The sequence below is a fragment of the Rubrivivax sp. A210 genome (assembly GCF_904426505.1).
Classification (GTDB): domain Bacteria; phylum Pseudomonadota; class Gammaproteobacteria; order Burkholderiales; family Burkholderiaceae_C; genus Rubrivivax.
Map to the genome: position 1 here is coordinate 40,089 of NZ_CAJGBN010000010.1, position 24,397 is coordinate 64,485.

21 protein-coding genes are annotated in these 24,397 nt (G+C 71.2%); 7 read left to right on the forward strand and 14 right to left on the reverse strand.

Translation table 11 applies throughout. From position 1 onward, the window contains the following. Positions 1 to 105: 105 nt before the first annotated feature. A complete protein-coding gene (locus tag JMV16_RS08015) occupies positions 106 to 879 on the forward strand; it encodes a 3-hydroxybutyrate dehydrogenase (RefSeq protein WP_201493728.1) in 774 nt (257 codons plus the stop codon). Between the two features lie 144 nt (positions 880 to 1,023). Next, the gene (locus tag JMV16_RS08020; protein WP_236580409.1) at positions 1,024 to 1,605 is read left to right on the forward strand and encodes an OmpA family protein; all 582 of its coding nucleotides are present in this window, start codon (positions 1,024 to 1,026) and stop codon (positions 1,603 to 1,605) included. A 19-nt stretch (positions 1,606 to 1,624) separates the two neighbouring features. Here JMV16_RS08020 and JMV16_RS08025 read toward each other — a convergent pair whose 3' ends face one another. Next, positions 1,625 to 3,199: a 3-hydroxyacyl-CoA dehydrogenase gene (locus tag JMV16_RS08025; RefSeq protein ID WP_201493729.1), complete on the reverse strand. Its 1,575-nt coding sequence runs from the start codon at positions 3,197 to 3,199 to the stop codon at positions 1,625 to 1,627. Positions 3,200 to 3,363: 164 nt separating this feature from the next. Here JMV16_RS08025 and JMV16_RS08030 point away from each other — a divergent pair, with 164 nt between their 5' ends. From JMV16_RS08030 to JMV16_RS08040, 3 genes are all read left to right on the forward strand, one after another. After that, positions 3,364 to 3,843 (forward strand): (2Fe-2S)-binding protein, encoded by a 480-nt coding sequence (locus JMV16_RS08030; RefSeq protein WP_201493730.1) that lies wholly within the window; start codon positions 3,364 to 3,366, stop codon positions 3,841 to 3,843. Further along, on the forward strand, positions 3,840 to 6,194 hold the full coding sequence (locus JMV16_RS08035; RefSeq protein ID WP_201493731.1) for a xanthine dehydrogenase family protein molybdopterin-binding subunit: 2,355 nt from the start codon (positions 3,840 to 3,842) through the stop codon (positions 6,192 to 6,194). The genes JMV16_RS08030 and JMV16_RS08035 overlap by 4 nt, the downstream gene beginning before the upstream one ends. Before the next feature lie 116 nt (positions 6,195 to 6,310). Then, positions 6,311 to 7,561, forward strand: a complete 1,251-nt coding sequence (locus JMV16_RS08040) for a glycerophosphodiester phosphodiesterase (protein WP_201493732.1) — start codon at positions 6,311 to 6,313, stop codon at positions 7,559 to 7,561. Between the two features lie 69 nt (positions 7,562 to 7,630). Here JMV16_RS08040 and JMV16_RS08045 read toward each other — a convergent pair whose 3' ends face one another. From JMV16_RS08045 to JMV16_RS08060, 4 genes are all read right to left on the reverse strand, one after another. Continuing rightward, positions 7,631 to 8,551: an ornithine cyclodeaminase family protein gene (locus JMV16_RS08045; protein ID WP_201493733.1), complete on the reverse strand. Its 921-nt coding sequence runs from the start codon at positions 8,549 to 8,551 to the stop codon at positions 7,631 to 7,633. Positions 8,552 to 8,569: 18 nt separating this feature from the next. Continuing rightward, positions 8,570 to 9,718 (reverse strand): aminotransferase class V-fold PLP-dependent enzyme, encoded by a 1,149-nt coding sequence (locus JMV16_RS08050; RefSeq protein WP_201493734.1) that lies wholly within the window; start codon positions 9,716 to 9,718, stop codon positions 8,570 to 8,572. 82 nt (positions 9,719 to 9,800) lie between these two features. Beyond that, a complete protein-coding gene (locus JMV16_RS08055) occupies positions 9,801 to 10,454 on the reverse strand; it encodes a 3-oxoacid CoA-transferase subunit B (RefSeq protein WP_201493735.1) in 654 nt (217 codons plus the stop codon). Next, complete coding sequence (locus tag JMV16_RS08060; RefSeq protein WP_201493736.1) at positions 10,447 to 11,109, reverse strand: CoA transferase subunit A; 663 nt, start codon at positions 11,107 to 11,109, stop codon at positions 10,447 to 10,449. Before JMV16_RS08060 ends, JMV16_RS08055 begins: the two co-directional genes overlap by 8 nt. Positions 11,110 to 11,249: 140 nt before the next feature. Between JMV16_RS08060 and JMV16_RS08065 the strand changes: the two genes are divergently transcribed. Continuing rightward, positions 11,250 to 12,365 (forward strand): 3-deoxy-7-phosphoheptulonate synthase, encoded by a 1,116-nt coding sequence (locus JMV16_RS08065; RefSeq protein ID WP_201493737.1) that lies wholly within the window; start codon positions 11,250 to 11,252, stop codon positions 12,363 to 12,365. 6 nt (positions 12,366 to 12,371) lie between these two features. Here the strand turns inward: JMV16_RS08065 and JMV16_RS08070 are convergent, their stop codons facing one another. The 6 genes from JMV16_RS08070 to JMV16_RS08095 all read right to left on the reverse strand — a co-directional run bounded on the left by JMV16_RS08070 (position 12,372) and on the right by JMV16_RS08095 (position 18,725). Beyond that, complete coding sequence (locus tag JMV16_RS08070) at positions 12,372 to 12,584, reverse strand: DUF2788 domain-containing protein (protein ID WP_201493738.1); 213 nt, start codon at positions 12,582 to 12,584, stop codon at positions 12,372 to 12,374. Next, the gene (locus JMV16_RS08075; protein ID WP_201493739.1) at positions 12,584 to 13,378 is read right to left on the reverse strand and encodes a DUF2189 domain-containing protein; all 795 of its coding nucleotides are present in this window, start codon (positions 13,376 to 13,378) and stop codon (positions 12,584 to 12,586) included. The genes JMV16_RS08070 and JMV16_RS08075 overlap by 1 nt, the downstream gene beginning before the upstream one ends. 119 nt (positions 13,379 to 13,497) lie before the next feature. Continuing rightward, a complete protein-coding gene (locus tag JMV16_RS08080; protein ID WP_201493740.1) occupies positions 13,498 to 14,703 on the reverse strand; it encodes an acetate/propionate family kinase in 1,206 nt (401 codons plus the stop codon). A 2-nt stretch (positions 14,704 to 14,705) separates the two neighbouring features. After that, positions 14,706 to 16,115 (reverse strand): bifunctional enoyl-CoA hydratase/phosphate acetyltransferase, encoded by a 1,410-nt coding sequence (locus tag JMV16_RS08085; RefSeq protein ID WP_201493741.1) that lies wholly within the window; start codon positions 16,113 to 16,115, stop codon positions 14,706 to 14,708. 32 nt (positions 16,116 to 16,147) lie between these two features. Then, positions 16,148 to 16,405, reverse strand: coding sequence for a hypothetical protein (locus tag JMV16_RS08090; protein ID WP_201493742.1), 258 nt, complete (start codon positions 16,403 to 16,405; stop codon positions 16,148 to 16,150). Between the two features lie 10 nt (positions 16,406 to 16,415). After that, on the reverse strand, positions 16,416 to 18,725 hold the full coding sequence (locus JMV16_RS08095; RefSeq protein ID WP_201493743.1) for a DUF3141 domain-containing protein: 2,310 nt from the start codon (positions 18,723 to 18,725) through the stop codon (positions 16,416 to 16,418). A gap of 180 nt (positions 18,726 to 18,905) precedes the next feature. Here JMV16_RS08095 and JMV16_RS08100 point away from each other — a divergent pair, with 180 nt between their 5' ends. Continuing rightward, positions 18,906 to 19,772 carry an HDOD domain-containing protein gene (locus tag JMV16_RS08100; RefSeq protein WP_201493744.1) on the forward strand — a complete coding sequence of 289 codons (867 nt, stop codon included), beginning with the start codon at positions 18,906 to 18,908 and terminating at the stop codon, positions 19,770 to 19,772. A gap of 41 nt (positions 19,773 to 19,813) precedes the next feature. On the opposite strand, the gene mnmH is transcribed toward JMV16_RS08100, so the two are convergent. From mnmH to map, 3 genes are read right to left on the reverse strand one after another with little or no spacing between them, the layout of a single operon-like run. After that, positions 19,814 to 20,872 (reverse strand): tRNA 2-selenouridine(34) synthase MnmH, encoded by a 1,059-nt coding sequence (mnmH, locus tag JMV16_RS08105; protein ID WP_236580410.1) that lies wholly within the window; start codon positions 20,870 to 20,872, stop codon positions 19,814 to 19,816. Next, complete coding sequence (locus JMV16_RS08110; RefSeq protein WP_201493745.1) at positions 20,869 to 23,499, reverse strand: [protein-PII] uridylyltransferase; 2,631 nt, start codon at positions 23,497 to 23,499, stop codon at positions 20,869 to 20,871. Before JMV16_RS08110 ends, mnmH begins: the two co-directional genes overlap by 4 nt. Before the next feature lie 4 nt (positions 23,500 to 23,503). Further along, the gene (map, locus tag JMV16_RS08115) at positions 23,504 to 24,361 is read right to left on the reverse strand and encodes a type I methionyl aminopeptidase (RefSeq protein ID WP_201493746.1); all 858 of its coding nucleotides are present in this window, start codon (positions 24,359 to 24,361) and stop codon (positions 23,504 to 23,506) included. Positions 24,362 to 24,397 lie beyond the last annotated feature (36 nt).

A 24,397-nucleotide genomic window follows, 5' to 3' on the forward strand; every position in this document is an offset into this window, starting at 1 on the left:
GCGCCCCGGCCACTGCAGCGCCGTGGCGACGGCGGGCGCGGTGGAACAATCGCCGCCGCCCCGACCTTTTTCCGCATCTTTCCCGCATCGCTACGGAGATCATCCATGACCCTCAAAGGCAAGACCGCCCTCGTCACCGGTTCCACCAGCGGCATAGGCCTGGGCATCGCGCTCAGCCTGGCGCGCCAGGGCGCCAACCTCGTGCTCAACGGCTTCGGCGATGTTGAAGGTGCCAAGGCCGCGGTGGCGGCGTTGGGCGTGCAGGTGGCCTACCACGGCGCCGACATGGGCAAGCCGGCCGAGATCGAGGCCATGATGGCGCACGCTGCGGCCACCTTCGACGGCGTCGACATCCTCGTCAACAACGCCGGTATCCAGCATGTGGCCAACATCGACGAGTTTCCGGTCGAGCGCTGGGACGCCATCATCGCCATCAACCTCAGCTCGGCCTTTCACACCACGCGGCTGGCGCTGCCGGGCATGAAGGCGCGCAACTGGGGCCGGATCATCAACCTCGCCAGCGTCCACGGCCTGGTGGCCTCGGCGGCCAAGAGCGCCTATGTGGCGGCCAAGCACGGCCTGGTCGGTTTCACCAAGACCACGGCACTGGAAGTGGCCACCAGCGGCATCACTGTCAATGCCATCTGCCCGGGCTGGGTGCTGACGCCGCTGGTGCAAAAGCAGGTCGACGCCCGCGCGGCACGCGACGGCATCAGCGACGCCAAGGCGCGCGAAAGCCTGCTGGGCGAGAAGCAGCCCTCGCTCGAATTCACCACGCCCGAGCAACTGGGCGAGCTGGCGGTCTTCCTGTGCTCGGCGGCCGCCGCCAATGTGCGCGGCCAGGCCTGGGCCGTGGATGGGGGCTGGACGGCGCAGTAGGCGCGGCCAGGAAGAAGCAGCAGCCGGCGCCACAGCCGGCGCCGATGGACAGGGAGAGAAGATGAAGAAGTCGATGCTGATCAGGCCGTTGCGCGCCGTCTTGGCACCTGCACAAGTGCTGGCCGCCGCGCTCGTGCTGGGCGCTTGCGCGACGCCTCCGGCTTCGCCCGAGGCGCCGGCGGCGCCGGCCGAGCCGGTGCTGGTGACGCGCACCTCCGACACCACGATCTGGGCCACGCCCGAGGCCGCTGCGGCGGCTGCCACTGCGGCGGCCGCGCCGCGGCCGGCGCGCAGCATCACGCCTGCGGCACGGCCGGCGCATCGCAGGCCACGCCCCCGACAGCTGCGCCAGCAGCTGCGCCGGCAGCCGCGCTGCCTGCCGCTGCGGCCGAATCCCAGCTGGCACGCCGCGTCTATTTCGATTTCGACCGCTATGCCATCGACGAGGACTACGTCCCCATGCTGCTGGCCCATGGCCGCGCGCTCGCCGACGAGCCGGGCCGCACACTCGTCGTCGAAGGCCATGCCGACCAGCGCGGCGGCGCCGAATACAACCTGGCCCTGGGCCAGAAGCGCGCGCTGGCGGTGGTGAAGGCGTTGCGCCAGTTCGGGGCGGCCGAATCCCAGCTCGAGCCGGTGAGCTTTGGCGACAAGCGTCCGCTCGCCCTGGGTGATACCGAAGAAGCCTGGGCGCGCAATCGGCGCGTCGAGCTGAAGCCCCGTTGAGGCCCGCGGTGCGCCGGCCTCAGGCCGGGGCCGGGCGTGGCTGCAGCGTCTGGCGCTGCAGCCAGGGGCTGATGCGGTAGCGCTCGCCGCGGTAGTGCGCGTCCAGCGCGGCAATCACGGCGCGCAGTTCGGCCGTGCCCCAGCGGGCCAGCCATTCGAAGGGTCCAGCCGGCCAGTTGAGGCCCAGCTTGACCGCAGCGTCGGCGCCGGCGCTGCTGCACACGCCCTGCAGCACCGCGTCGGCGGCCTCGTTGACGAGCATCGCCACGGTGCGCGCGACGATCAGCCCGGGGCTGTCGGCCACCGGCAGCGGCGCCAGGCCCAGCGCCGCCAGCCAGGCCGGCGCCTGCGCGCGCCAGGCCGGGTGGGCGCCGGGCGCCACCGCATAGGCGATGGGCGTGGCCGGGGCGCAGGGCAGGGCCAGAGGGCGGTCGAAGACGGCGATGTCGGCCAGCCCCAGGGCCTGGGCCAGGTCTTGCGCGCTGCGCCCGTCGCTCAGCACCAGTCGGGCGCGCGCCACTTCGAGGCCGGTCCAGCCGCCGGCATACAGCCGCGCCGGGCGCCGGCCAAGGGGCTGCAGCACGCGGGCCGTCTGCTGCTCCAGCCATTCGGCCACCGCGCAGCTGCCGTGTACCGTGAGCTCCAGCGCATGGGCCGGTGCATCAAAGTGCGGCGCAGGCAGGGCCGGCGCACCCGCGGGGTAGCGGTAGAAGCCGCGCCCGCTCTTGCGGCCGAGCAGGCCGCCGTCGACCATCTCGCGCTGCAGCGGGCTGGGGCGGTAACGCGGGTCGTGGTAGTTGGCCTCCCAGACCGAGGTCGTCACCGCGAGATTGGTGTCGTGGCCTATCAGGTCCATCAGCTCGCAGGGCCCGAGACGAAAACCCGCGCCGCGCAGGCAGGCGTCGATGACCTTGGGTGCGGCGGCTTGCTCCAGCAGCAGGGCCAGGGCTTCGGCGTAGTAGGGGCGGGCGATGCGATTGACGATGAAGCCCGGCGTGCTCTTCGCATGCACCGCCTGCTTGCCCCAGGCCTGGGCCAGTGCCTGTACGGCCGCCGCCGCGGCAGGATCGGTTTGCAGGCCCGAGACCACCTCCACCAGCGCCATCAGCGGCACCGGGTTGAAGAAATGCATGCCCACCACGCGCCCGGGGCGCTTGAGGCCGGCGGCCAGCGCGGTGATGCTGATGGACGAGGTATTGCTGGCGAGCAGGCAATCGTCGCCGACCACGGCCTCGAGCTGGCGCAGCAGTTCGCGCTTGGCCGCCAGGTCCTCGACGATGGCCTCGACCACCAGGCCCACGCCGGCGGCCTCGGCCAGGCCGGCGATGGGGTGGAGGCGCGCCAGCGTGGCCGCTGCCGCGGCTTGGCTGAGGCGGCCCTTGGCAGCCAGGGCCTGCAGCGTGGTGCCGAGCCTGGCCAGGCCCAGGGCGGCGGCGCCCTCGCGGCTGTCGAGCAACAGCACCTCGTGGCCGGCCTGGGCCGCGACCTGGGCGATGCCCAGGCCCATCAATCCGGCGCCGACGACGAGCACCGGGATGGCCGCCTCGTGCAGGGTGGAGTCACCAGGGGACAGGGAGGATGCGGCAGTGGACATGGCGGCGGCGGGTCGGCGTGGTCATCAAGCCCCGGCACAGTGCTGGCGAGGCAATCAAGCGCCACGATAACCCGCCCGGCCTGCCGCCGGCCAAGGCCGCATGCGAAGACGGGCGCGCGCTAACATCCCCGCCGCCCGGCCAGTCGCCCCTGCAGGAGCTTGCGATGACGAAACTTGAATTCATGCTCAACGGACGCGCCATGGCGCTGGAGGTCGAGCCGGCCACGCTGCTGGTGGACCTGCTGCGCGGCCCGCTGGCGCTGACCGGCACCCATGTGGGCTGCGATACCGCGCAGTGCGGAGCCTGCACGGTGTTGCTGGACGGCCAGGCGGTCAAGAGCTGCAGCCTGCTGGCGCTGCAGGTGGCGGGCCGCGCCGTCACCACCATCGAGGGCCTGGCTGCGGCCGACGGCAGCTTGCATCCGGTGCAGGAGGCCTTCATCGCCTGCCACGGCCTGCAATGCGGCTATTGCACGCCCGGCATGATCCTGGCCGCCACCTGCCTGCTGCGCGAGAACCCGCGCCCGGCCGAGGCCGAGATCGTGCATGCGCTCGAAGGCAATCTCTGCCGCTGCACCGGCTATGTGAACATCGTCGCCTCGGTCCAGCAGGCGGCGCGCACGATCAACGGGGAGGCGGCATGAACGCCGCCGCCGATGCTGCCGGCCGCTACGGCAGCGGCGCCCAGGTGCGCCGCATCGAAGACCCGGCCCTGGTGCAGGGCCGGGGCCGATACACGGGTGACGTGACGCCTGAAGGTGCGGCCCATCTGCGCTTCGTCCGCTCGACCCAGGCCCACGGCCGCATTCTTGGCATCGACAGCTCGGCGGCCCTGGCCGTGCCCGGCGTGCTGGCGGTCTACACCGGCGCTGACCTGGCGGCGGCCGGCATCAAGCCGCTGGCGCCCGCGGCGGGCTTTCGCCGCCCCGACGGCAGCGCGATGGACGCGCCGGCGCGGCCGGTGCTGGCGCAGGACATCGTGCGCTTCGTCGGCGAGGCCGTGGCCCTGGTGGTGGCCGAATCGCGCGAGGCCGCGCGGGCCGCGGCCGACGCGGTGGTGGTGGACATCGAGGCCCTGCCCGCGGTGGCCGATGCGCTGGCGGCGGTGGCCGAAGGTGCCGAGCCGGTCTGGCCCGGCGCCCACGGCAATGTGCTGGCCCAGGCCCGCCACGGTGATGCTGCCGCCGCCGAGGCGGCCTTTGCGCGCGCTGCCCATCGTGTGCAGCTGGACCTGGTCAACCAGCGCCTGGCGCCGGCCACGATGGAGCCGCGCTCGGTGCTGGCCTGGCTGGACGAAGGGCGGCTGACGATGCGGCTTTCCAGCCAGATGCCCAGCGCGGTGCGCGACGGCCTGGCGGCCTGCCTGGGCCTGCAGGCCGAGGACGTGCGCGTGCTGGTGGGCGACGTCGGCGGCGGCTTCGGCATGAAGACCGGCATCTATCCCGAGGATGTGGCGGTGGCCTTTGCCGCGCGGCAGCTGGCCCGGCCTGTCAAGTGGCAGGCCGAGCGCGTCGAGGATTTCCTGGCCGCGGTACACGGCCGCGACCTGCTCAGCCACGCCGAGCTGGCGCTGGACGCCGATGGCCGCGTGCTGGCACTGCGCCTGCGCTCGCTGGCCAATGTCGGCGCCTACCCCACGACGCCTGGCGTGGCCATCCAGTTGCTCATCGGCCCCTGGGTCACGACCAGCATCTACGACATCCCGGTCATCAACCTCGACATTCGTGCCGTGCTCAGCCACACGGCGCCCACCGGGCCTTACCGCGGCGCCGGCCGGCCCGAGGCCATCTACGCCACCGAGCGCCTGATGGACGCTGCTGCGCGCGCCATTGGCATGGACGGGGCCGAGCTGCGCCGCCGCAACATGATCCGCCCCGAGCAAATGCCTTACCGCAACGCCATGGGCCAGACCTATGACAGCGGTCAGTTCGCCCGGATGCTGGACCAGGGCCTGGAACTGGCCGACTGGGGCGGCTATGCGGCAAGGCGCGAGGCCTCGCGTGCGCGCGGCCTGCTGCGCGGGCGCGGCATCGCCACCTTCCTGGAATGGACCGGCGCCAACGCGCTGGAAGAGCAGGTGCAGGTGCGCGTCACTGCCGATGGCTTCGTCGAGCTGACCTCGGCCACCATGGCCATGGGCCAGGGCATTGCCACCAGCTACGCCCAGCTGGCGGTGGATGTCTTCGGCGTGCCGCTGGAGCGCATCCGCATCCTGCAGGGCGACACCGACCGCGCCAATGGCTTCGGCAGCGCCGGCAGCCGTTCGCTCTTCACCGGCGGCGCCGCGGTGCAGGTGGCATCCAAGGCGGCGGTCGACCAGGGCAAGGAGTTGGCGGCCCAGGCGCTGGAGGCGCCAGCGGCCGACATCGAATACGCGGCCGGCCGCTACACCGTGGCCGGCACCGATCTCGGCATCGGCCTCTTCGATCTCGCGCGGCGCCAGCCGGCCGCGGTGATCCTGGCCGAGGGCGGCGCCAAGGCAGCGGCGCCGAGCTGGCCCAATGGCTGCCATGTCTGCGAGGTCGAGATCGACCCCGCCACCGGCCAGGTGCGCGTCGTCGCCTACGCCTCGGTCAACGACATCGGCCGCATCGTCAGCCCCACCATCGTGCGCGGCCAGGTCGAGGGCGGGGCCTTGCAGGGCATGGGCCAGGCCTTGTGCGAGCGCATGGTCTACGACGAGCAGGGCCAGCTGCTGAGCGCCAGCTTCATGGACTACGCACTGCCCGGCGTCGACAGCTTCCGCGGCTTCAAGACCGCCTTCGACGAATCCGTGCCCTGCCTCACCAACGGCCTGGGCAGCAAGGGCGTGGGCGAGCTGGGCACCATAGGTGCCACACCCGCGGTGGTGAATGCCGTCGTCGATGCCCTGGCCCAAGCCGGCCAGGGGCGCGCGGCCGAACGCGTGCAGATGCCGCTGACGGCCGAGACCGTGTGGCGCGCACTGCGCGGCGAGTACCCGGCTTTCTCGCCCTTGCCCGCACTGCCTGGCTGAACAGGCCGATGGCCGGGGCGGCCACCCTGCGGCGGGTGGGTGGATGACACGCCGGGGTCACGGCCGGCGTCTACGATGCGCCTCCCGTCACCTTGGCGGGCAGGAGGCAAGCCAATATGAAGACATCCATCACCACCTGGCGGCGCGTTGCGCTCGCCGCCGCCCTCGTTCTCGCCGGCACCGCCGCCCAGGCCCACGATGGCCGTGGCCGTGAAGGCGCCAATGCCCTGCCGGCGCCGCTGGTCATAGGCCACCGCGGCGGCGGCAGCGGCTACCTGCCCGAGCACACGCTCGAGGCCTATGCGCTGGGCATAGAACTGGGCGCCGATTTCGTCGAGCCCGACCTCGTGGCCACCAAGGACGGCCACCTGATCGCCCGTCACGAACCGAACCTGAAGGACACCACCAATGTGTCCGCGCTGCCGCAGTTCGCGGCGCGCCGCCGCACCGTGATGCTGGACGGCATCCCCACTGACGGCTGGTGGGCGAGCGACTTCACGCTGGCCGAGATCAGGCAGCTGCGCGCCGTGCAGCCGGTGGGCGCGCGCAGCCAGGCCTTCAACGGCCGGTTCCAGATTCCGACGCTGGAAGAGGTGATCGCGCTGGCCAAGAACAAGGCGCGCGAGCAGGGCCGAACCATCGGCATCTATCCCGAGACCAAGCACCCCACCTACCACCAGCAGATCGGCCTGGCGCTCGAAGACCGGCTGCTGGCCGCGCTCACGCGCGCCGGCTGGAATCATCGCGAGGCGCCGGTCTTCATCCAGTCCTTCGAGACCGCCAACCTGCGCTACCTGCGCAGCAAGACGCGCGTGCGCCTGGTTCAGCTGGTGGATGCCGACGACCTGGCGGCCGACGGCACCATCACCTTTGCAGCGCCCTTCGACAAGCCCTATGACTGGGTGGTGTCGGGCCGCGCCGGCCTCTTCAAGGACTTGCTCACCCCCGCCGGCCTGGCCGAGGTGGCGAGTTACGCCGACGGCATCGGCCCCTGGAAGTACTACATCCAGAGCACGGCCTGCAAGGCGCTGAACGCCGCCGGCGGCTGTGCCGACGTGAATGGTGACGGTGCCGTCAACGAGGCTGACCGCGTGGCCGTTCCCGCCACCGACCTGGTGCAGCGCGCCCATTCTCTGGGCCTGGTGGTCCACACCTGGACCTTCCGCAACGAGCGCAATCGCCAGCCGCTGGACGACGGCATTCAGCCTTCCAACGAGTACACGCGCTTCTTTGACCTGGGCGTGGACGGCGTGTTCTCGGACTTCGCCGACACCGCCTATGCCGCACGCGTGCAGTGGCAGCTCAAGACCGACCCCGCCTATGCCCGCTGCCTGGTGCAGGGCCGCGGCTGCGCCAAGCGGGACTGAATCGTCTGAGGATCAAGCCCTCGGGCATGGGGCCGCCCGGTGCGCTGCTTGCGCGCCGGGCGGCCCTTTTCATTCCAGCCCCAACCCCAGCACCAGTTGGGCGGCGGCCAGGTCTTCCAGCGCCGCGCCCACCGACTTGAAGAGCGTGATCTCGCTCGCGTCGCGGCGGCGGCCCTGGCCAGTGCGCAGCAGTTCGGCCAGTTCGGCCACGATGTGGGCACGCGTGATGGCGCCGCGCGCCAGCGGCTGGGTCAGGTCGCCGGCCTCGGCCAGGGCACCGGCATAGGTGTCGACGACGATGGTGGCGCGCTGCACGGCGGCGTCGTCCACTTCGCGCATCCCGGGCTTGAAGCCGCCCACCAGATCGAGGTGGGTGCCGGGTGCCAGCCACTCACCCCGCACCAGCGGCGTGGTCGAGGTGGTGGCGCAGCAGACGATGTCGGCCGCGCGCACCGCCGCTTCCAGATCGGGCGCGGCGGCAGTGGGCAGGCCTTGCGCGGCCAGTTCTCGGGCCAGGGCCTTTGCGGCCTCGCCTTTGCGGCCCCAGATGTCGATTTGCGTCAGGGCCGGCCGCAGCGCCGCGTGGGCGCGTGCCATCCAGCCGGCCAGCCGCCCGCTGCCGACGATGAGCAGCCGGCTGGCATCGCCGCGCGCCAGATGGCGGGCCGCCAGTGCCGAGGTGGCGGCGGTGCGGCGCAGGGTGATCGCCTCACCGTCCAGCAACGCCAGGGCTTCGCCCGTGCTGCGGTCCAGCGCCAGCACGCAAGCCTGCACCGTGGCCGCGGCGGCCGGCATCACGGTGACCAGCTTGACGACGACCAGACGCGCGTTCCAGGCCGGCATCAGCAGCAGCGTGTCGGCTGCCGAGAGCGCATGGCCGTGGCGCAGCGGCTGCGCGACGCCGGCCACGAAAGCGGCCTCCAAGGCCTGGGCCAGCGCCGGCCAGGGCAGGGCGGCGTGGACTTCGGCGGCGGTGTAGACCCGGGTCAAGCGGCAGGCTGGCCGGGCTCAGGCCGCGGCCTGTGCCGCGCCCAGGATGCGCGTCAGCGCGGCATCCAGGTGGCCCACGCTGCGCTCCACCTGGTGCAGCTTGTCCAGGCCGAAGAGGCCGATGCGGAAGGTCTTGAAATCGGCCGCCTCGTCGCACTGCAGCGGCACGCCGGCGGCGGTCTGCAGGCCTTCGCCGAGAAAGGCCTTGCCGGTGTGCAGGCCGGCGTCGTCGGTGTAGCTGACCACCACGCCGGGCGCCTGGAAGCCGTCGGCGGCGACGCTGCGCAGGCCGTGGCGGGCCAGCAGCGCGCGCACCTGGCGACCCAGTGCCCACTGCTCGGCGCGCAGCTTCTCGAAGCCGTAGGCGCGCGTTTCCAGCATCACGTCGCGCGTGCGTGCCAGTGCGTCGGTGGGCATGGTGGTGTGGTAGGCGTGGGCGCCGCCCTCGTAGGCTTCCATGATCTGCAGCCACTTCTTCAGATCGGCGGCGAAGCTGGTGCTGGTGGTGGCGTCGATGGCGGCACGGGCACGTTCGCCCAGCATCACGAAGGCGCAGCCGGGCGAGCCGCTCCAGCCCTTTTGCGGCGCGCTGACGAGGATGTCAACGCCGGTGGCCTGCATGTCCACCCAGACCGCGCCGCTGGCGATGCAGTCGAGCACGAAGAGGCCGCCCACCGCGTGGACGGCGTCGGCCACGGCCCGCAGGTAGTCGTCGGGCAGCAGCAGGCCGGCGGCGGTTTCGACATGGGGCGCGAAGACGACGTCGGGGCGCTGGGTCTGGATGGCGTCCACCACCTCGGCGATGGGCGGGGGCGCATAGGGCATCTGGCGGCCAGGGCCGGTGGGGCGGGCCTTGAGCACGCTCTGCTCGGCGGGGATGCGGCCCATCTCGAGGATCTGGGTCCAGCGGAAGCTGAACCAGCCATTGCGGATGACCAGGGTCTTCTTGCCGCTGGCGAACTGGCGCGCCACCGCCTCCATGCCGAAGGTGCCGCTGCCGGGAATGACGACCGCCGCCTTGGCGTTGTAGACCTCCTTGAGCACGCTGGAGATGTCGCGCATCACGCCCTGGAAGCGGCGGGACATGTGGTTGAGCGCGCGGTCGGTGTAGACCACCGAGAACTCGAGCAGGCCGTCGGGATCGACGTCGGGCAGCAGGGCGGGCATGGCAGTCTCCTTTTTTTGAATGGCCAATGGAAAGGCGGGCCAGCTTAGCACCGGCCCGCCGTCGCCAGGATGTCCGGGGCCTTCAGCTGCCCAGCATGGCCGGCACCTCGGCCGGCACGATGAGCGGCGTGCCCGTGGCCGCCTGCACCTGGGCCACGCTGACGCCCGGTGCCAGCTCCTGCAACACCATGCCTTCTGGCGTGGGCCGCAGCACGGCCAGCTCGGTGACGATGAGGTCGACGCAGCGCGTGGAGGTGAGCGGCAGCGACAGCGCATCGACGATCTTGTGCTCGCCCTTGGCGGTGTGCGTCATGGCCACGATGACGCGGCGGGCGCCGGTCACCAGGTCCATCGCGCCGCCCATGCCGGGCACCATCTTGCCCGGCACCATCCAGTTGGCAAGGCGGCCGTTGCGGTCGACCTGCAGGCCGCCCAGCACCGTCACGTCGAGGTGGCCGCCGCGGATGAGGCCGAAGGACATCGCGCTGTCGAAGGTGGCGGCGCCGGGCAGGGCGCTGATGGGGCGGCCGCCGGCGTCGGTGAGGTCGTCGTCTTCCAGGCCGTCCTCGGGCACCGACTGCATGCCGATGATGCCGTTCTCGCTCTGGAAGAAGATGTGGGCGTCGCGCGCCACCAGGCCGGCCACCAGGGTGGGCAGGCCGATGCCGAGGTTGACGAGGGTGCCGGGCCGCAGTTCGCGCGCCACGCGCGAGGCGATGATCAGCTTGTCATCCACGGGCCGTCTCCTTGGCGATGATGTAGGTGACCACCACCGAGGGCGTCATCACGGCGTCGGGCGGGATCACCCCGACCGGCACGATTTCCTGCGGCTCGGCGATCACCACGTCGGCGGCCATGGCGATCAGCGGGTTGAAGTTGCGCGCCGTCAGCGCATAGGCGAGGTTGCCGATGTGGTCGGCCTGGCGCGCATTGACGAGGGCGAAATCGGCACGCAGCGGCAGTTCGACCAGGAAGGTGCGGCCATCGATCTCCAGCGTGCGCTTGCCTTCGGCCACCGTGGTGCCCACGCCGGTGGGCGTGACCACCGCGCCGAGGCCGAAGCCGCCGGCGCGCACGCGCTCGGCCAGCGTGCCCTGGGGCACGAGCTCGACCTCGAGCTCGCCGGCAATCATCTGCGCCTGCGTCTCGGGATTGGTGCCGATGTGGCTGACGATCACGCGCCTGAGCAGGCGTGCGCTCACCAGCTTGCCGATGCCGACGCCGGGCTTGGCGGTGTCGTTGGCGATGACGGTGAGGCCGGTCTTGCGCTGACGCACCAGCTCGTCGATGAGGCGGTGGGCCGAGCCCACGCCCATGAAGCCGCCGATCATCAGCACCGCCCCGTCGGGGATGCGGGCGACGGCGTCTGCTACCTTGATGGTCTTGCTCACGTTGTGGCGTCCTTGCACTTGGCCGCCCGTCCTTCGAGGGCGGGCATGGCGGGCGTTCCAGCCGCAATGCTGATCCGCCGCGCGGGCCAGGCATTGCGGCATGTCAAGGGCCCTGCGCCGGCCGCGGGACAATGGCGCGCATGAACCTGCTCGACGATCCCCGCCACGACCGCGAAGTCGGCCAGCGCCATGGCACGCGCGACACCACCCGCATCGACGACACGCGCATCGACGCGGTGCGCCCCCTCATCACGCCGGCGCTGCTGATGGAGAAGCTGCCGGGGTCGGATGCCACGCTGGCCCTGGTGGAGCGCAGCCGCGAGGCCATGGCGCGCGTGCTGCGCGGCGAGGACGACCGCCTCGTCGTGGTCGTCGGCCCCTGCTCCATCCACGACCACGGCCAGGCGCTGGACTACGCGGCGCGGTTGGCCGCCGCCGCGCCGGCGCTGCAGGACGCCCTGTTGCCGGTAATGCGCGTCTACTTCGAGAAGCCGCGCACCACGGTGGGCTGGAAGGGCTATATCAACGACCCCCACCTCGACGGCAGCTTTGCCATCAACGAGGGCCTGGAGCGTGCGCGCCGCCTGTTGCTGGAGATCGTCGAGATGGGCCTGCCGGTGGGCACCGAGTTCCTCGACCTGCTGAGCCCGCAGTTCATCAGCGATCTGGTGGCCTGGGGCGCCATCGGCGCACGCACCACCGAGAGCCAGAGCCACCGCCAGCTGGCCTCGGGCCTGAGCTGCCCGGTGGGTTTCAAGAACGGCACCGATGGCAGCGTCAAGGTGGCCAGCGACGCCATCGTCGCTGCCGCCGCGCCGCATGCCTTCATGGGCATGACCAAGATGGGCCAGGCCGCCATCTTCGAGACCCGCGGCAATGCCGATTGCCACATCATCCTGCGCGGCGGGCGCCAGCCCAACTACGGCGACGCCGATGTGGCCGCGGCCTGCGCGGTGCTGCGGGCATCCGGCCTGCGCGAGCAGCTGATGATCGACCTCTCGCACGCCAACAGTGCCAAGCAGCACCGGCGCCAGATCGAGGTGGCGGCCGACATCGCCGGCCGCATCGCCGGCGGCGAGCGCCGCATCATGGGCGTGATGATCGAGAGCCACCTCGAGGAAGGCCGGCAGGACCTGGTGGCCGGCCAGCCGCTGGTGCGCGGCGTCTCGATCACCGATGCCTGCATCAGCTGGGCCCAGACCGAGCCGGTGCTGGCCGCGCTGGCCGCGGCCGTGCGGCAGCGGCGCGCCCTTTGAGGGCTGTCAGGTTCCCTTGAGGAAGAGCTTGATGACGCCCTTGATGGCAAAGCCCAGCAGGCCGAAGCCGAGCGCGAGAAAGAGCACGAAGGTGCCGAAGCGCCCGGCCTTGGACTCGCGTGCTAGCTGCACGATGATGAACACCATGTAGAGCATGAAGGCACCGACCCCGAAGGTCAGGCCGAACTGCGCGATGTCTTCTTCGCCGTAGCCGAACATCAGGGTCGCTCCGGAAGTTCACTGGCATCCACCAGGTCGCGGTAGGCGTGCCAGCTGGCATGGGCCAGCCAGGGCACGGCGACGACCAGGCCCAGCAGGGCGGGGATCATCGCGATCAGCGTGATGACGATCAGGCACAGCGCCCAGCAGGCCATGGTCACGGGGTTGGTGAGCACGGCGCGCCAGCTCGTCAGCACGGCGGCACGGATGCCGACCTCGCGGTCCAGGAACAGCGGCAGCGCCACCACGCTGGAGGCGAACACCGGCGCCGCCAGCACCGCGCCCAGGGCCAGCCAGGCCTCGAAGAGCCAGGATTGCTCATCCAGCATGACGACGCGGATGAAGTCGATGGGCTTGTTGACCGGCGCCGCAGCGAACTCGGTGATCAGCGAGGCCGAGGTCATGACCCAGCCCGTGCCCGAGAAGGCGAGCAGGATGCCGAAGATGATCAATCGGCCGTCGCGGGGGCGCCAGATCGCCAGCGACTCGGCCACCGGGATGCGGCGCCGGCCGCGCTCGATGCCGCGGCTGACCAGGTACAGGCCGGTGGCGATGATGGGCGCCACCAGCAGAAAGCCGCTGAAGGCGCCGGCCAGCAGCCAGAAATGGTCGCGCGCCACCCAGAACAGCAGGCCGCCGAAAAGCGCGGCGGCGGCGCCGTGCAGCAGGCCGGGGCCGGGGCTGCGCATCAGGTCGCGCCAGCCGCGGCGCAGCCAGGCCAGGGGGCTGCGCGGCGGCAGGTCGCGCACGCGCAGGCGCTGCATCTGGTCTTGGGTGGCGGGCGGGATCTTCATCGTTGCGGCGGCTCAGGTGCGCAGTCTAAGGGGCCGCGGTCGCCAAGAAACCGCGGGGCGACCCTGCGCCCCGCGCCTGCCGCTCGCGGCTGAGTGATCGGCCCTCGATGGATCCTTGATCAGCCCTCGATCAGCGCCATCGCATCGCGGGCCGCCACCCGCCCTTCGTCGGTGGGCACCACCCACAGTTCCACCGTGCTGCTGGCGGCGTGGATGGCGGCCACGGCGCTGCCGGTGGCCGCCTTGTTGGCGGCCGGGTCCAGGCGCACGCCCAGGAAGGCCAGGGCCTGGCAGACCTCGGCGCGCAACTGTGCGTCGTGCTCGCCGATGCCGCCCGTGAAGGCGATCAGGTCCACCCCGCCCAGGCAGGCCGCCAGCGCACCGCACTCGCGCACCACGCGGTAGGTGAAGAGGGCGATGGCGCGCGCCGCGGCCGCATCGGGGCTGGCGCGCAGGCTGCGCATGTCGGCCGACAGGCCCGAGACGCCGAGCAGGCCCGACTGCTTGTAGAGCAGTTTCTCGATGGCTGCGCCGTCCTGGCCCTGGCGCAGCAGGTGCAGCAGCACGCCGGCGTCGATGGCGCCGCTGCGCGTGCCCATCATCAGGCCATCGAGCGCCGAAAAGCCCATGGTGGTGGCGATGCTGCGTCCGCCGCGCACGGCGCACAGGCTGGCGCCATTGCCCAGGTGGGCCAGCAGCAGGCGGCCCTCGCCCCGCGCGCTGCACTGGCCCAGCACGCCATTGACGTACTGGTAGGACAGGCCGTGGAAGCCGTAGCGGCGCACGCCTTGCTGGAAAAACTCTTCCGGCAGGGCGAAGCGCTGTTCGACCTCGGGCGTGTGGGCGTGGAAGGCGGTGTCGAAGCAGGCCACCTGGGGCACGCCAGGGCAGGCGCGGCGGAAGGCGCGCACGCCGGCCAGGTTGTGCGGCTGGTGCAGCGGCGCCAGCGCGTCCAGGCTTTCGAGATAGGCCTGAATCTCGTCGTCGATCAGCACCGAAGCCGCGAAGCGGCTGCCGCCATGCACGACGCGGTGGGCCACGGCCACCAGCCGCGTGCCGCCATCGGCCTCGACGGCGGCGATGACGGCGCGCAGCGCCGCCTCGAACGACGATTCGCCCTCCTGTGGCACCAGGGCCTGCGTGGTCTTGTCGCGGCCGGGCGGCTTGACCGTGATCTTGGCGAGGCCACCGGGCTCGAGCCCCTCGGCCAGGCCGGCCAGCCCGGCCTCGGCGACGCGGCCCTGGCGCACCGGGTAGACGGCGAACTTCAGCGACGAGGAGCCGGCGTTGACGCTCAGCACCGCCTGGGGTCTGTCCTGCAGCATGCTCATAGGGGTTTGGTGCGGTAGCTGTGGGCCAGCAGCACGGCCAGCGCGGCCGAGGCCAGGCGGGCGGTGGCGCCGTCGGCTCGGCTGGTCAGGGCGATGGGCACGCGGGCGCCGAGCACGACGCCGCTGACCATGGCGCCGCCCAGGTATTCCATCTGCTTGGCCAGGATGTTGCCGGAGATGAGGTCGGGCACGACCAGGATGTCGGGGTGGCCGGCCACCGGCGAGACGATGCCCTTGATGGCCGCCGCCTCGGCCGAGATGGCGTTGTCGAAGGCCAGCGGCCCGTCGATGATGCCGCCGGTGATCTGGCCGCGGTCGGCCATCTTGCACAGCGCCGCGGCGTCCAGCGTGGCCGACATCTTGGAGTTGACGCTTTCCACCGCCGCCAGCACCGCCACCTTGGGCTTCTTGCAGCCCAGCACGATGGCCAGGTCGATGGCGTTCTGCACGATGTGCATCTTCTCGTCCAGCGTGGGGCTGATGTTCAGCGCCGCGTCGGTGACGAGCAGGGGCTTGTGGTACATCGGCACGTCGAAGCGGAAGACGTGCGACAGGCGCCGTTTGGTGCGCAGTTCGGGCCGCGAGAGCACGGCCTTCATCAGCTCGTCGGTGTGCAGGCTGCCCTTCATCAGCGCCTGCACCTCGCCGGTGGCGGCCAGCGCGGCGGCGCGTTCGGCGGCGGCATGGCTGTGCGGCACGTCTTCGATGCGGGCCGAACCCAGGTCGAGCCCGGCCTCTTCGGCCACCGCCAGCAGGCGGTCGCGTGGAGCCACGAAGACCGGGGTGAAGAGGCCTTCGCGGGCGGCATCGAGGGCACCGCGCAGCGATTCGGTGTCGCAGGGGTGGACGATGGCGCAGCTCAGGCGCTCGAGCCGGGCCGCCTGCTGCAGCAGCTGCTGCACGCCGGCGGCGGCGTCGAAGACATGCCAGCGCAGGCCGCTGGCACGCGCCACGCGCTGCTTGTGCGCCGGCGCGCGCACGATGGCCTCGCCCATCATCAGGTCGGGGCCGTCGACGCGCTTGACGCGGCATTCCAGCGTGACGTGCGAAGTGGCCGCATCGCGCGCCGTCACGCGCACCGAGATCTCGAGCTCGTCGCCGACGCAGGCCGGGCCGATGAAGCGCATGCGCTGCTCGATGTAAACCGTGCCGGGGCCGGGGAAGACCGTGCCCAGCAGCGTGGAGACGAGGGCGCCGCTCCACATGCCGTGGGCGGTGCGCCCGCGCAGGCCTTCGCCGCGCGCATAGACCTCGTCCAGGTGCGTCGGGTTGAGGTCGCCCGAGACGGCGGCGAAGCCCTTGATGTCGGCCTCGGTGACGGTGCGCCTGAGCGTCGCGCCCTGGCCTATCGTCAGTTCGTCGAAGGTGTGGTTGTCAAGCCATTCCTGTTGCAGGTCTGCGTTCATCGGCGGGGTCTCTTTCGGGTCGGATTCAGGGATCAAAGCCAGGGGAGGGCCGGCACCCAGCATTGCAGGTGGCGGCCATGGAAATGGGCGTGGTTGAGGCGCCAGGCCAGGCGCATGGCCTGGCCGCGGTCGCTGGCCAGCTGCACCACGGCATAGGCCTCGTCGCTGTCGCCGGGCAGGCCCACCATCTGCGGCGGGCCATCGGCGCCGCGGCCCACGAGATGGGCGATTTCCTCGGCGCTGGCGTCGCGCATGAGGCCGAAGATGATCAGGCGCACCGGGCTGGACATGGCGGCTCCCTCAGGCGGCCTTGCGCGCGGCGGGGGCGCGGCGCCCCGGTTCACGCGCGGCCCGCGGGGCACGCGGAATGTGGGCCGCGGCCTCGGCGTGTTCGGCAATGGGTTGGGTCAGGCGGCAGGCCAGGTCCATCACGCGCTGCGGCGCCACGCCCAGCTCGCCGATCAGCAGCTCGATGATCTCGGAGCGCGGATTGTTCAGCGTCGGCTCGATCATCATCACTGCCGCGGCCACGGCCAGGGCGCGCTCGCGCGTATCGGCATCGGGCAGCATGGTGTGCAGGGCATTGAGCGCCTCCACCGGCGCCACCGCGGCGATGCGCGCTTCCTCGCGCATCATGCGCCGCCAGTCGATGGCGGCCTCGCCGCCCGCCGCGCCGGCAGCCTTCTGCAACTGGGCCAGCAACTGGGCCAGGCGGAAGCTGCGGCGCTCGAAGGAGCCTATGGACACCATGCCGGCCAGCACGATGCGGCACACGGCCTGGCCAAAACCGCCTTCGGCAATGCGGGCCAGCACTTCCTGCCGCAGGTCTTCGATCTCGGCATGCGCCCGGGCCGCAGCCACGGCCTCGGCCGGCGGCTCGGGCGGCAGCCAGGCGCCCACGCCCAGCGGCCCGAAGGCCAGGCGCGTCCACTGCACCAGGCCCTGGTCGCGCAGGTCGCGCCAGAGATCGAGGCTGTTTTCTATGCAGGCCGACATGCCCTGCTCCCAGCGCTTCATGAAGTGGTCGGCCGGCAGCGCGTGGCGGTGCTCGCGCACGCCCTCGGCCAACTTCGCCACCAGCGGCGCCGCCGGGTGCTCGTCGGAGAACATCTGGCGCTGCAGGCGCAGCGGGTGCATGCGGGCGGCGTTGTCGCCGGCGTTGCGCAGGTCCACCAGGCGCAGCCAGGGCCGTACCCAGGTCTTGTACCAGGCGCTGTTCAGCTCCGACAGCCGGGCCACGGTGGAGAACAGCTGTTCCTCGTCGCGTCCCTCGGGGTTGACGGCGCGCACATCGTCCATCGTGCGGTGCTCGAAATGCACCGTCCAGCTGCCGGGCTCCAGATCGTCCCAGCGCTGCACATGGGCGCCGTCCTTGGCCACCACCTTCATCTCGTAGAGGCCGGGCGGCAGGTTCTCGATCACGTCCAGCGAGGTCACGATCTGGTCGTGTTCCTTGCGCGCGATGTCGGCGCCGACGAAGATGCCCAGGTGGCCCACGCTCTCGTGCAGCACGTAGACGATGACGCGTCCGGCGGCGGCGATGGCGCGCTCGCTGCCCCAGGCGTCGATGATCCAGTCCAGTGCCTGCGGCGGCGGCGTGATGTTGTCGCCCCAGGAGGCGAAGACGACGATGGGCGACGTGATGTGGCGCAGATCGACCTGGCGGTCGCCGGCCCGCATCTTGCCGCTGGCAAGCTTGTTGCCGACGAAGAGGTTCTCGACGATGGTCTCGAACTCGTCGCCGGTCATGCGGAAATAGCCGCCCCACCAGCGCTCGAAGGCGAGAAAGCGATCAGCCTCGGTGTCGATATCGGCCCACAGCTTGTAGTGGCGAGTCCACAGCGTGTTGGCCGGGTTGAGCTTTTCGAAGTTCTCCACCAGGTGGGCGCCGTCGAAGCGGCCACCGGCGAGATCGCTGCCCAGCGACGACAGCCAGGCCCCGCCCAGCGCGGCGCCGCTGTAGCGCATCGGGTTGAGCTTGGAGCCGCCGGCCCAGTAGGACAGCGGCGCGCCCACGACCATCAGCGTGCCGAAGAGCTCGGGCCGCAGCGAGGCCAGCATCGAAATGGCCCAGCCGGCCTGGCAGTTGCCGATCACGATGGGTCGCGTCGGGCATTGCGGATGGCGGGCGATCACTGCTTCGAGAAAGCGCGCCTCGGCATCCATCACATCGAACAGCGTCTGGCCTTCTTCGGGCTGGGGCCGGAAGGTGACGAAATACACCGGGTGGCCGGCGCGCAGCGCGACGCCGACCTCGGAGTCGTTCTTGAAGCCGCCGATGCCGGGGCCGTGGCCGGCGCGCGGATCGACCACCACCAAAGGCCGCGCCGTGGGTGCCACCGCCACGTCGGCCAGCGGCTGTATGCGCAGCAGGGCGTAGTTGCAGGGCCGCGGCAGATCGCGGCCGTCGAGCACCAGCTCGTGGCCGAACTTCAAGAGCGGCGGCTCGCCGGCCTCGAGATGCTCGTTGTAGCGGTTGCCGCGCTGCCGCATCGTGTCGGCGAACAGCAGATGGCGTTCCGCGGCGTCGACCAGGTAGTCGAGGCCGGGGAAGCTGGCAGGGGCCGCCTTGTCGGGCTGGCGGGGCGCTGTCGAGCTCGTGTACTTCATGGCGGCCTCGGTGTTAACCCTGATCGATCATAAAAGGTATCGGCCGCTCCTTTGCTGACTTGATCGGTTTCTATTGCGGCGCAGCAAACACCCCGCTTTTCCGCGCTTAGGTCGGCAGGCAGGGCGCGATATTCGGGCGGTCGGCCTGCGGCCAGCAGCAAAGTAACGCGAAGTAACGCCATGACCATCGAAAGCCTGTTTGCCACCCCCGTGGCCCTGCCCGCCGTGCCCCGGGTGGTGCAGCAGCTCATCCACAGCTTCAGCCGCGAGGACGTGGCGGTCGACGAGATCGCCTCGGCGCTGGAGACCGACCCGGTGCTCACCGCCAAGACGCTGCGCCTGGCCAATTCAGCCTACTTCCACGTCTCGCGCCGCGTCTCGACGGTGGACGATGCGCTGCGCATGCTGGGCTTTGCGATGGTGCGCAACCTCGTCGTCGGCTGTGGCGTGGTCGGCGCCTTCAAGTCGGTGCCCGGCCTCGATCTACCGCAGTTCTGGCGCTACAGCCTGTACACCGCTGGCGGTGCGCGCTGGCTGGCGCAGGCCGCCGATCTCAACGCCGACCTCGCCTTCACCGTGGGCCTGACCCATGCCGTGGGCCAACTGGTGCTGCATGCGGCCGCGCCCCAGGAGGCGCGGCGCCTGAACGAGGAATGCCACCCCCTGGCCCCGGGCCGCGCCGCGCTGGAGCGCGAGCGCCTGGGCTACAGCCATGCCGAGGTGAGCGCCGAACTGGCGCTGCGCTGGAACTTCCCGGCCGAGGTGGCCGACCCCATGCGCCGCGTGCCCGACCCGCTGCAGCCGCCGCCGGTGTCGCCCACGGCGGCCCTCATCCACATCGCGGCCTGGCGCGCCCGCCTGGCCACCTTCCACGCCGGCGCCGAGGAGGCGTTGACAACCTGCCCCAGCGCAATGGGCGAGGCCATAGGCCTGCGTCTGGTCTGGCTGCCCGAGCTGGACACCCTGGGCGGCGGCCCGCTGGCCGCGAACCCAGCCATGCCGCCGCTGTCGGAGCTGGCAAGCGGGCTGGACGTGATGCTGCACTGACGCGGCGGACGCCGCCGGTTCAACCGAGCACCAACCGCCGATCAGCCGCCGATCAGCCGCTGCGCCGCAGCCTGCAGTGCGGCCGGCCCGCCGTCGCCGAGATCGACCTGGACCTGGTCATCGCGGCTGCCGAAGCTGCGCGCCAGCGAGCGTGTGTAGAGCGGGTCGTAGTGCTGGGCCATCAGCTCGGCAAAGAGCTCGGGCCACTGGCCGTCGCGCGCCATCGCTTGCCAGCGCTGCACCAGGGCGCGGCCGCGCAGCTCGGTGAGCGCCTCGATCAGCTTGCAGAAGGCCTCGGGCTCGCTGGCGAAGTGGCCGTATTCCTCCAGCAGCAACTGCAGCCGCGCCGCGTCGTCCATGGCCACGCGCACGATGGTGCCCTGCTCGCGCATGCGGCGCAGCAGGGCCTCGGGCACGGTGAGGCGGCCGATGCGTGCGCTCTCGCTCTCGACGTAGACCGGCAGCCCGGGGTCGAAGCCGCGCAGCGCGCTCCAGACCTCGGTGTCGAAGCGCTTCTGCGCCGGCTGTGGCCGCCCCGGCATGCCGCCCAGCACCGAGCCGCGGTGGCAGGCCAGGGCCTCGAGGTCCAGCACCTGGGCGCCGGCGGCGGCCAGGGCCTGCAGCAGCCGCGTCTTGCCGCTGCCGGTGCGCGCCGCCAGCACGCGGAATTCGAAGGCCGCGGGCCGCTGCAGCAGCTCGGCGCTGACAAGGGCGCGAAAGGCCTTGTAGCCGCCGGCCAGCTGCAGCGTGCGAAAGCCGATCTGCGACAGAAACCAGGCCAGGCTGCCCGAGCGCTGGCCGCCGCGCCAGCAATAGACCAGGGGCCGCCATTCGCGCGGCTTGTTGGCCATCTCGCGGTCGAGGTGGGCGGCGATGTTGCGCGCCACCAACGCCGCGCCGAGCTTGCGCGCCGCCAGCGGCGAGACCTGCTTGTAGAGGGTGCCGACCTCGCGGCGTTCGTCGTTGTCCAGCACCGGCCAGTTGACGGCGCCGGGCAGATGGTCCTCGGCAAACTCGGCCGGCGAGCGGGCGTCGATGACGAGGTCGCAGGCGGCCGTGCCGGCCATCAGCTCGGCGATGTCGGCCTGGTTCAGGCTCACGCCGGCGCCGCCACTGCGTCGAGCAGTTCGGTTTCGATGCGCAGTTGCGCCTTGGGCTGCTGCAACTCGGGGCCGTCGACGAGGAAGGTGTCCTCGACGCGCTCGCCCAGGGTGCTGATCTTGGCCAGCTGCAGATTGACCTTGTGGCGGGCCAGCACGCGGGCGATGCCGTAGAGCAGGCCCGAGCGGTCGCTGGCCGACACTGCCAGCAGCCAGCGCTGGGCGCGCTCGTCGGGCACCAGCGAGACGCGCGGCGTGACCGGAAAGCTGCGCACGCGGCGCGAGACGCGGCCGCTGCGCGGCTGCGGCAGCGGGCCGTCGGAGGCCAGGGCGAGCGCCGCCTGGGTCTCGACCAGCGAGATCAGGTCGCGGTACTTGAAATCGCCCTCGCCCTCGTGGCCCTCGGGCCAGGACTGGGTGGCGACGACCTGGAAGGTGTCGAGCGCAAAGCCGGCGCGCGTGGTGTGGATCTTGGCGTCGAGGATGCTGAAGCCGGCGCTGTCGAAATAGCCGCAGATGCGCGCGAACAGGTCGGCGCGGTCGGGCGAGTAGACCAGCACCTGCAGCCCGTCACCCACCGACGAGGCGCGCGCCCTCACCACTGGCACCTGGGTCTCGATGTGGCGCCACAGCGTGCGCGCGTGCCAGGCGATGTCGCCGGCATCGTGGCGTGCGAAGTAGCTCACCTCCAGCGTCTTCCACAGCGGCTCTTCGGTGCCGGGCAGGGCCGCGTGCAGGGCCAGGTTCTGCCGCGCCTCCTGCTTGCGCGCCTCGATCTCGGCGTCGAGATTGGGCTGGGCGCCACCCAGGGCGCGCAGGGTCAGGCGGAACAGGTCTTCCAGCAGCTTGCCCTTCCAGGCGTTCCAGACCTTGGGGCTGGTGCCGCGGATGTCGGCCACCGTCAGCAGGTAGAGCGCGGCCAGGCGCTGCGGCGTGCCCACCAGCTTGGCAAACGACTGGATGACGCTGGCGTCGGACAGGTCTTCCTTCTGCGCGATGCGGCTCATGGTGAGGTGGTGCCGCACCAGGAACTGCACCAGCAGCGCGTCGGCGTAATCGATGCCGTGGGCGCGGCAGAAGCGTCGCGCCTCGCGTGCGCCCAGTTCCGAGTGGTCGCCGCCGCGGCCCTTGGCGACGTCGTGGAAGATGGCCGCCACGTACAGCAGCCACGGCTGGTCCCACTGCGCCGCCAGCTGCGAGCAGAAGGGGTATTCGTGGGCGTGCTCGGGGATGAAGAAGCGGCGCATGTTGCGCACCACCATCAGGATGTGCTGGTCGACCGTGTAGACGTGGAACAGGTCGTGCTGCATGCGCCCGACGATGCGCCGGAACACCCACAGGTAGCGGCCCAGCACGCTGGTCTGGTTCATCAGGCGCAGCGCGTGCGTCAGGCCCTTGGGTTCGCGCAGGATCTGGAGGAAGAGATCGCGGTTGACGGGGCAGTGCCTGAACTCGACCCCCATCACATTGCGCGCGTTGTACAGCGCGCGCAGCGTGCGTGCCGACAGGCCCTGGATGCCGGGCTGCTGCTGGAAGACGAGGAAGGTCTCGAGGATGGCGTTGGGGTTCTCGAGGTAGAGATCGTCGCGCGCCACTTCCAGCATGCCGGCGCGGTCGAGGAAGTGCTCGTTGATCGGCCGCATCGGCGTGCTCTCCGAGCCGTTGACGCGCTCCTCGATGTTGAGCATCAGGATCTGGTTGAGCTGGGTCACCGCCTTGGCGGCCCAGTAGTAGCGGTGCATCAGCACTTCCGAGCTGCGCTGGGCGTGGCTGGACTTGCAGCCGAAGCTGGCCGCCACCGCGGTCTGGAGGTCGAAGACGAGGCGGTCCTCGCGCCGCCCTGCCACCAGGTGCAGGCGGGCGCGCACGGCCTTGAGCGTGCCCTCATTGCGGCGCAGCTGGGCCGCCTCGAAGGGCGTGATCAGGCCCTTGGCGACCAGTTCGCGCCAGGTGCGGCCCAGGCCCGCGGCGCGCGCCACCCAGATCACCACCTGCAGGTCGCGCAGGCCGCCCGGGCTTTCCTTGCAGTTGGGCTCGAGCGCGTAGGGCGTGCCCTCGTACTTGACGTGGCGCTGCTGCATCTCCAGCGTCTTGGCGCGCAGAAAGGCGCGCGGGTCCATCGCCTCGTCGAGCGCACGCACCAGTTGTTCGTGGAGCCTGCGCGCGCCGCAGACCAGGCGCGACTCGAGCATCGCCGTCTGCACCGTCACGTCCTTGGCCGCTTCGGTCCGGCACTCGGCAATCGTGCGCGTCGACGGCCCGACCTCGAGGCCTATGTCCCAGCAGGCGGTGACCAGGCGCTCGATGGCGGCGCGCACCGCCTCGTCGGGCTCTTCCGGCAGCAGCACCAGCACGTCGACATCGGAATAGGGAAACAGTTCGCCGCGACCATAGCCGCCCACCGCCACCAGGGCCATGCCCGCAGGCACGGCCGAGACCTCCCACAGCGCAGCCAGCGTGGCGTCGACATGGCGGGCCAGGCCGCGCAGGAGACGGGTCGCCGCCGGCGCGGTGGGCCGCGCGGCCTCGAAGTGCGCGAGCAGGTCGCCCTTGCCCTCGCGGAAGCGGGTGCGCAGGGCGGCGACGCTGCCCGGCGCCTGGCGGGGGGCATCGGGCGCGGCGGCCATGGGCTCAGCCGGCGAGGGCCGGCGCCGTGGCGCTGCCGTAGCCGGCGCTGGCAAAGGCCGGCGCCGGCGGGCTGCCGGCCGAGACCGTGAGCACCTCGTAGCCGCTGTCGGTGACGAGCACGGTATGTTCCCACTGCGCCGACAGCGAGCGGTCGCGCGTGACGATGGTCCAGCCGTCGTAGGGCCGGTTGCCGCGGCGGTCTTCCTTGATCTCGCGGCGGCCGGCGTTGATCATGGGCTCGATGGTGAAGATCATTCCCGGCACCAGTTCTTCCAGCGTGTTGGGCCGACCGTAGTGCAGCACCTGCGGCTCCTCGTGGAAGCGCGCGCCGACGCCGTGGCCGCAGAATTCGCGCACCACTGTGAAGCCGGCGTTCTCGGCAAAGGTCTGGATGGCGTGGCCGATGTCGCCCAGGCGGGCGCCGGGCCTGACCTTGACGATGCCCTTCCACATGGCGTCGAAGGTCAGCTGGCACAGGCGCCGCGCCGCGATCGTGCCTTCGCCGACGACGAACATGCGGCTGTTGTCGCCGTGCCAGCCGTCCTTGATGACGGTGACGTCGATGTTGACGATGTCGCCGTTCTTCAGCGGCCGTTCATCGGGGATGCCGTGGCAGACGACGTCGTTGAGCGAGGTACACAGCGAGGCCGGGTAGGGCGGATAACCGGGCGGCTGGTAGCCCAGCGTGGCCGGAATGCCCTTTTGCTGGTGCACCATGAGGTCGTGCGCCAGGCGGTCGAGTTCGAGGGTGGTGACGCCGGCGCGCACATGGGGCGTGAGCATGTCCAGCACTTCGCTGGCCAGGCGGCCGGCGAGGCGCATGCCTTCGATCTCGGCGCCGGTCTTGATGGGAATGGGCATCGAGCGATTATCCACCGGCCCCTAGAATCCCTGGCT

What these genes read in the sequence shown, in the direction of transcription:
- JMV16_RS08025 (WP_201493729.1), bottom strand. Translation starts at nt 3,199, where the DNA reads ATGTCCACTGCCGCATCCTCCCTGTCCCCTGGTGACTCCACCCTGCAC.
- JMV16_RS08040 (WP_201493732.1), top strand. Translation starts at nt 6,311, where the DNA reads ATGAAGACATCCATCACCACCTGGCGGCGCGTTGCGCTCGCCGCCGCC.
- JMV16_RS08070 (WP_201493738.1), bottom strand. Translation starts at nt 12,584, where the DNA reads ATGTTCGGCTACGGCGAAGAAGACATCGCGCAGTTCGGCCTGACCTTC.
- JMV16_RS08110 (WP_201493745.1), bottom strand. Translation starts at nt 23,499, where the DNA reads ATGGCCGCCGCGCCCGATGCCCCCCGCCAGGCGCCGGGCAGCGTCGCC.
- map (WP_201493746.1), bottom strand. Translation starts at nt 24,361, where the DNA reads ATGCCCATTCCCATCAAGACCGGCGCCGAGATCGAAGGCATGCGCCTC.
- JMV16_RS08090 (WP_201493742.1), bottom strand. Translation starts at nt 16,405, where the DNA reads ATGTCCAGCCCGGTGCGCCTGATCATCTTCGGCCTCATGCGCGACGCC.
- JMV16_RS08015 (WP_201493728.1), top strand. Translation starts at nt 106, where the DNA reads ATGACCCTCAAAGGCAAGACCGCCCTCGTCACCGGTTCCACCAGCGGC.
- JMV16_RS08065 (WP_201493737.1), top strand. Translation starts at nt 11,250, where the DNA reads ATGAACCTGCTCGACGATCCCCGCCACGACCGCGAAGTCGGCCAGCGC.
- JMV16_RS08075 (WP_201493739.1), bottom strand. Translation starts at nt 13,378, where the DNA reads ATGAAGATCCCGCCCGCCACCCAAGACCAGATGCAGCGCCTGCGCGTG.
- JMV16_RS08030 (WP_201493730.1), top strand. Translation starts at nt 3,364, where the DNA reads ATGACGAAACTTGAATTCATGCTCAACGGACGCGCCATGGCGCTGGAG.
- JMV16_RS08100 (WP_201493744.1), top strand. Translation starts at nt 18,906, where the DNA reads ATGACCATCGAAAGCCTGTTTGCCACCCCCGTGGCCCTGCCCGCCGTG.
- JMV16_RS08050 (WP_201493734.1), bottom strand. Translation starts at nt 9,718, where the DNA reads ATGCCCGCCCTGCTGCCCGACGTCGATCCCGACGGCCTGCTCGAGTTC.
- JMV16_RS08035 (WP_201493731.1), top strand. Translation starts at nt 3,840, where the DNA reads ATGAACGCCGCCGCCGATGCTGCCGGCCGCTACGGCAGCGGCGCCCAG.
- JMV16_RS08085 (WP_201493741.1), bottom strand. Translation starts at nt 16,115, where the DNA reads ATGAACGCAGACCTGCAACAGGAATGGCTTGACAACCACACCTTCGAC.
- JMV16_RS08095 (WP_201493743.1), bottom strand. Translation starts at nt 18,725, where the DNA reads ATGAAGTACACGAGCTCGACAGCGCCCCGCCAGCCCGACAAGGCGGCC.
- JMV16_RS08080 (WP_201493740.1), bottom strand. Translation starts at nt 14,703, where the DNA reads ATGCTGCAGGACAGACCCCAGGCGGTGCTGAGCGTCAACGCCGGCTCC.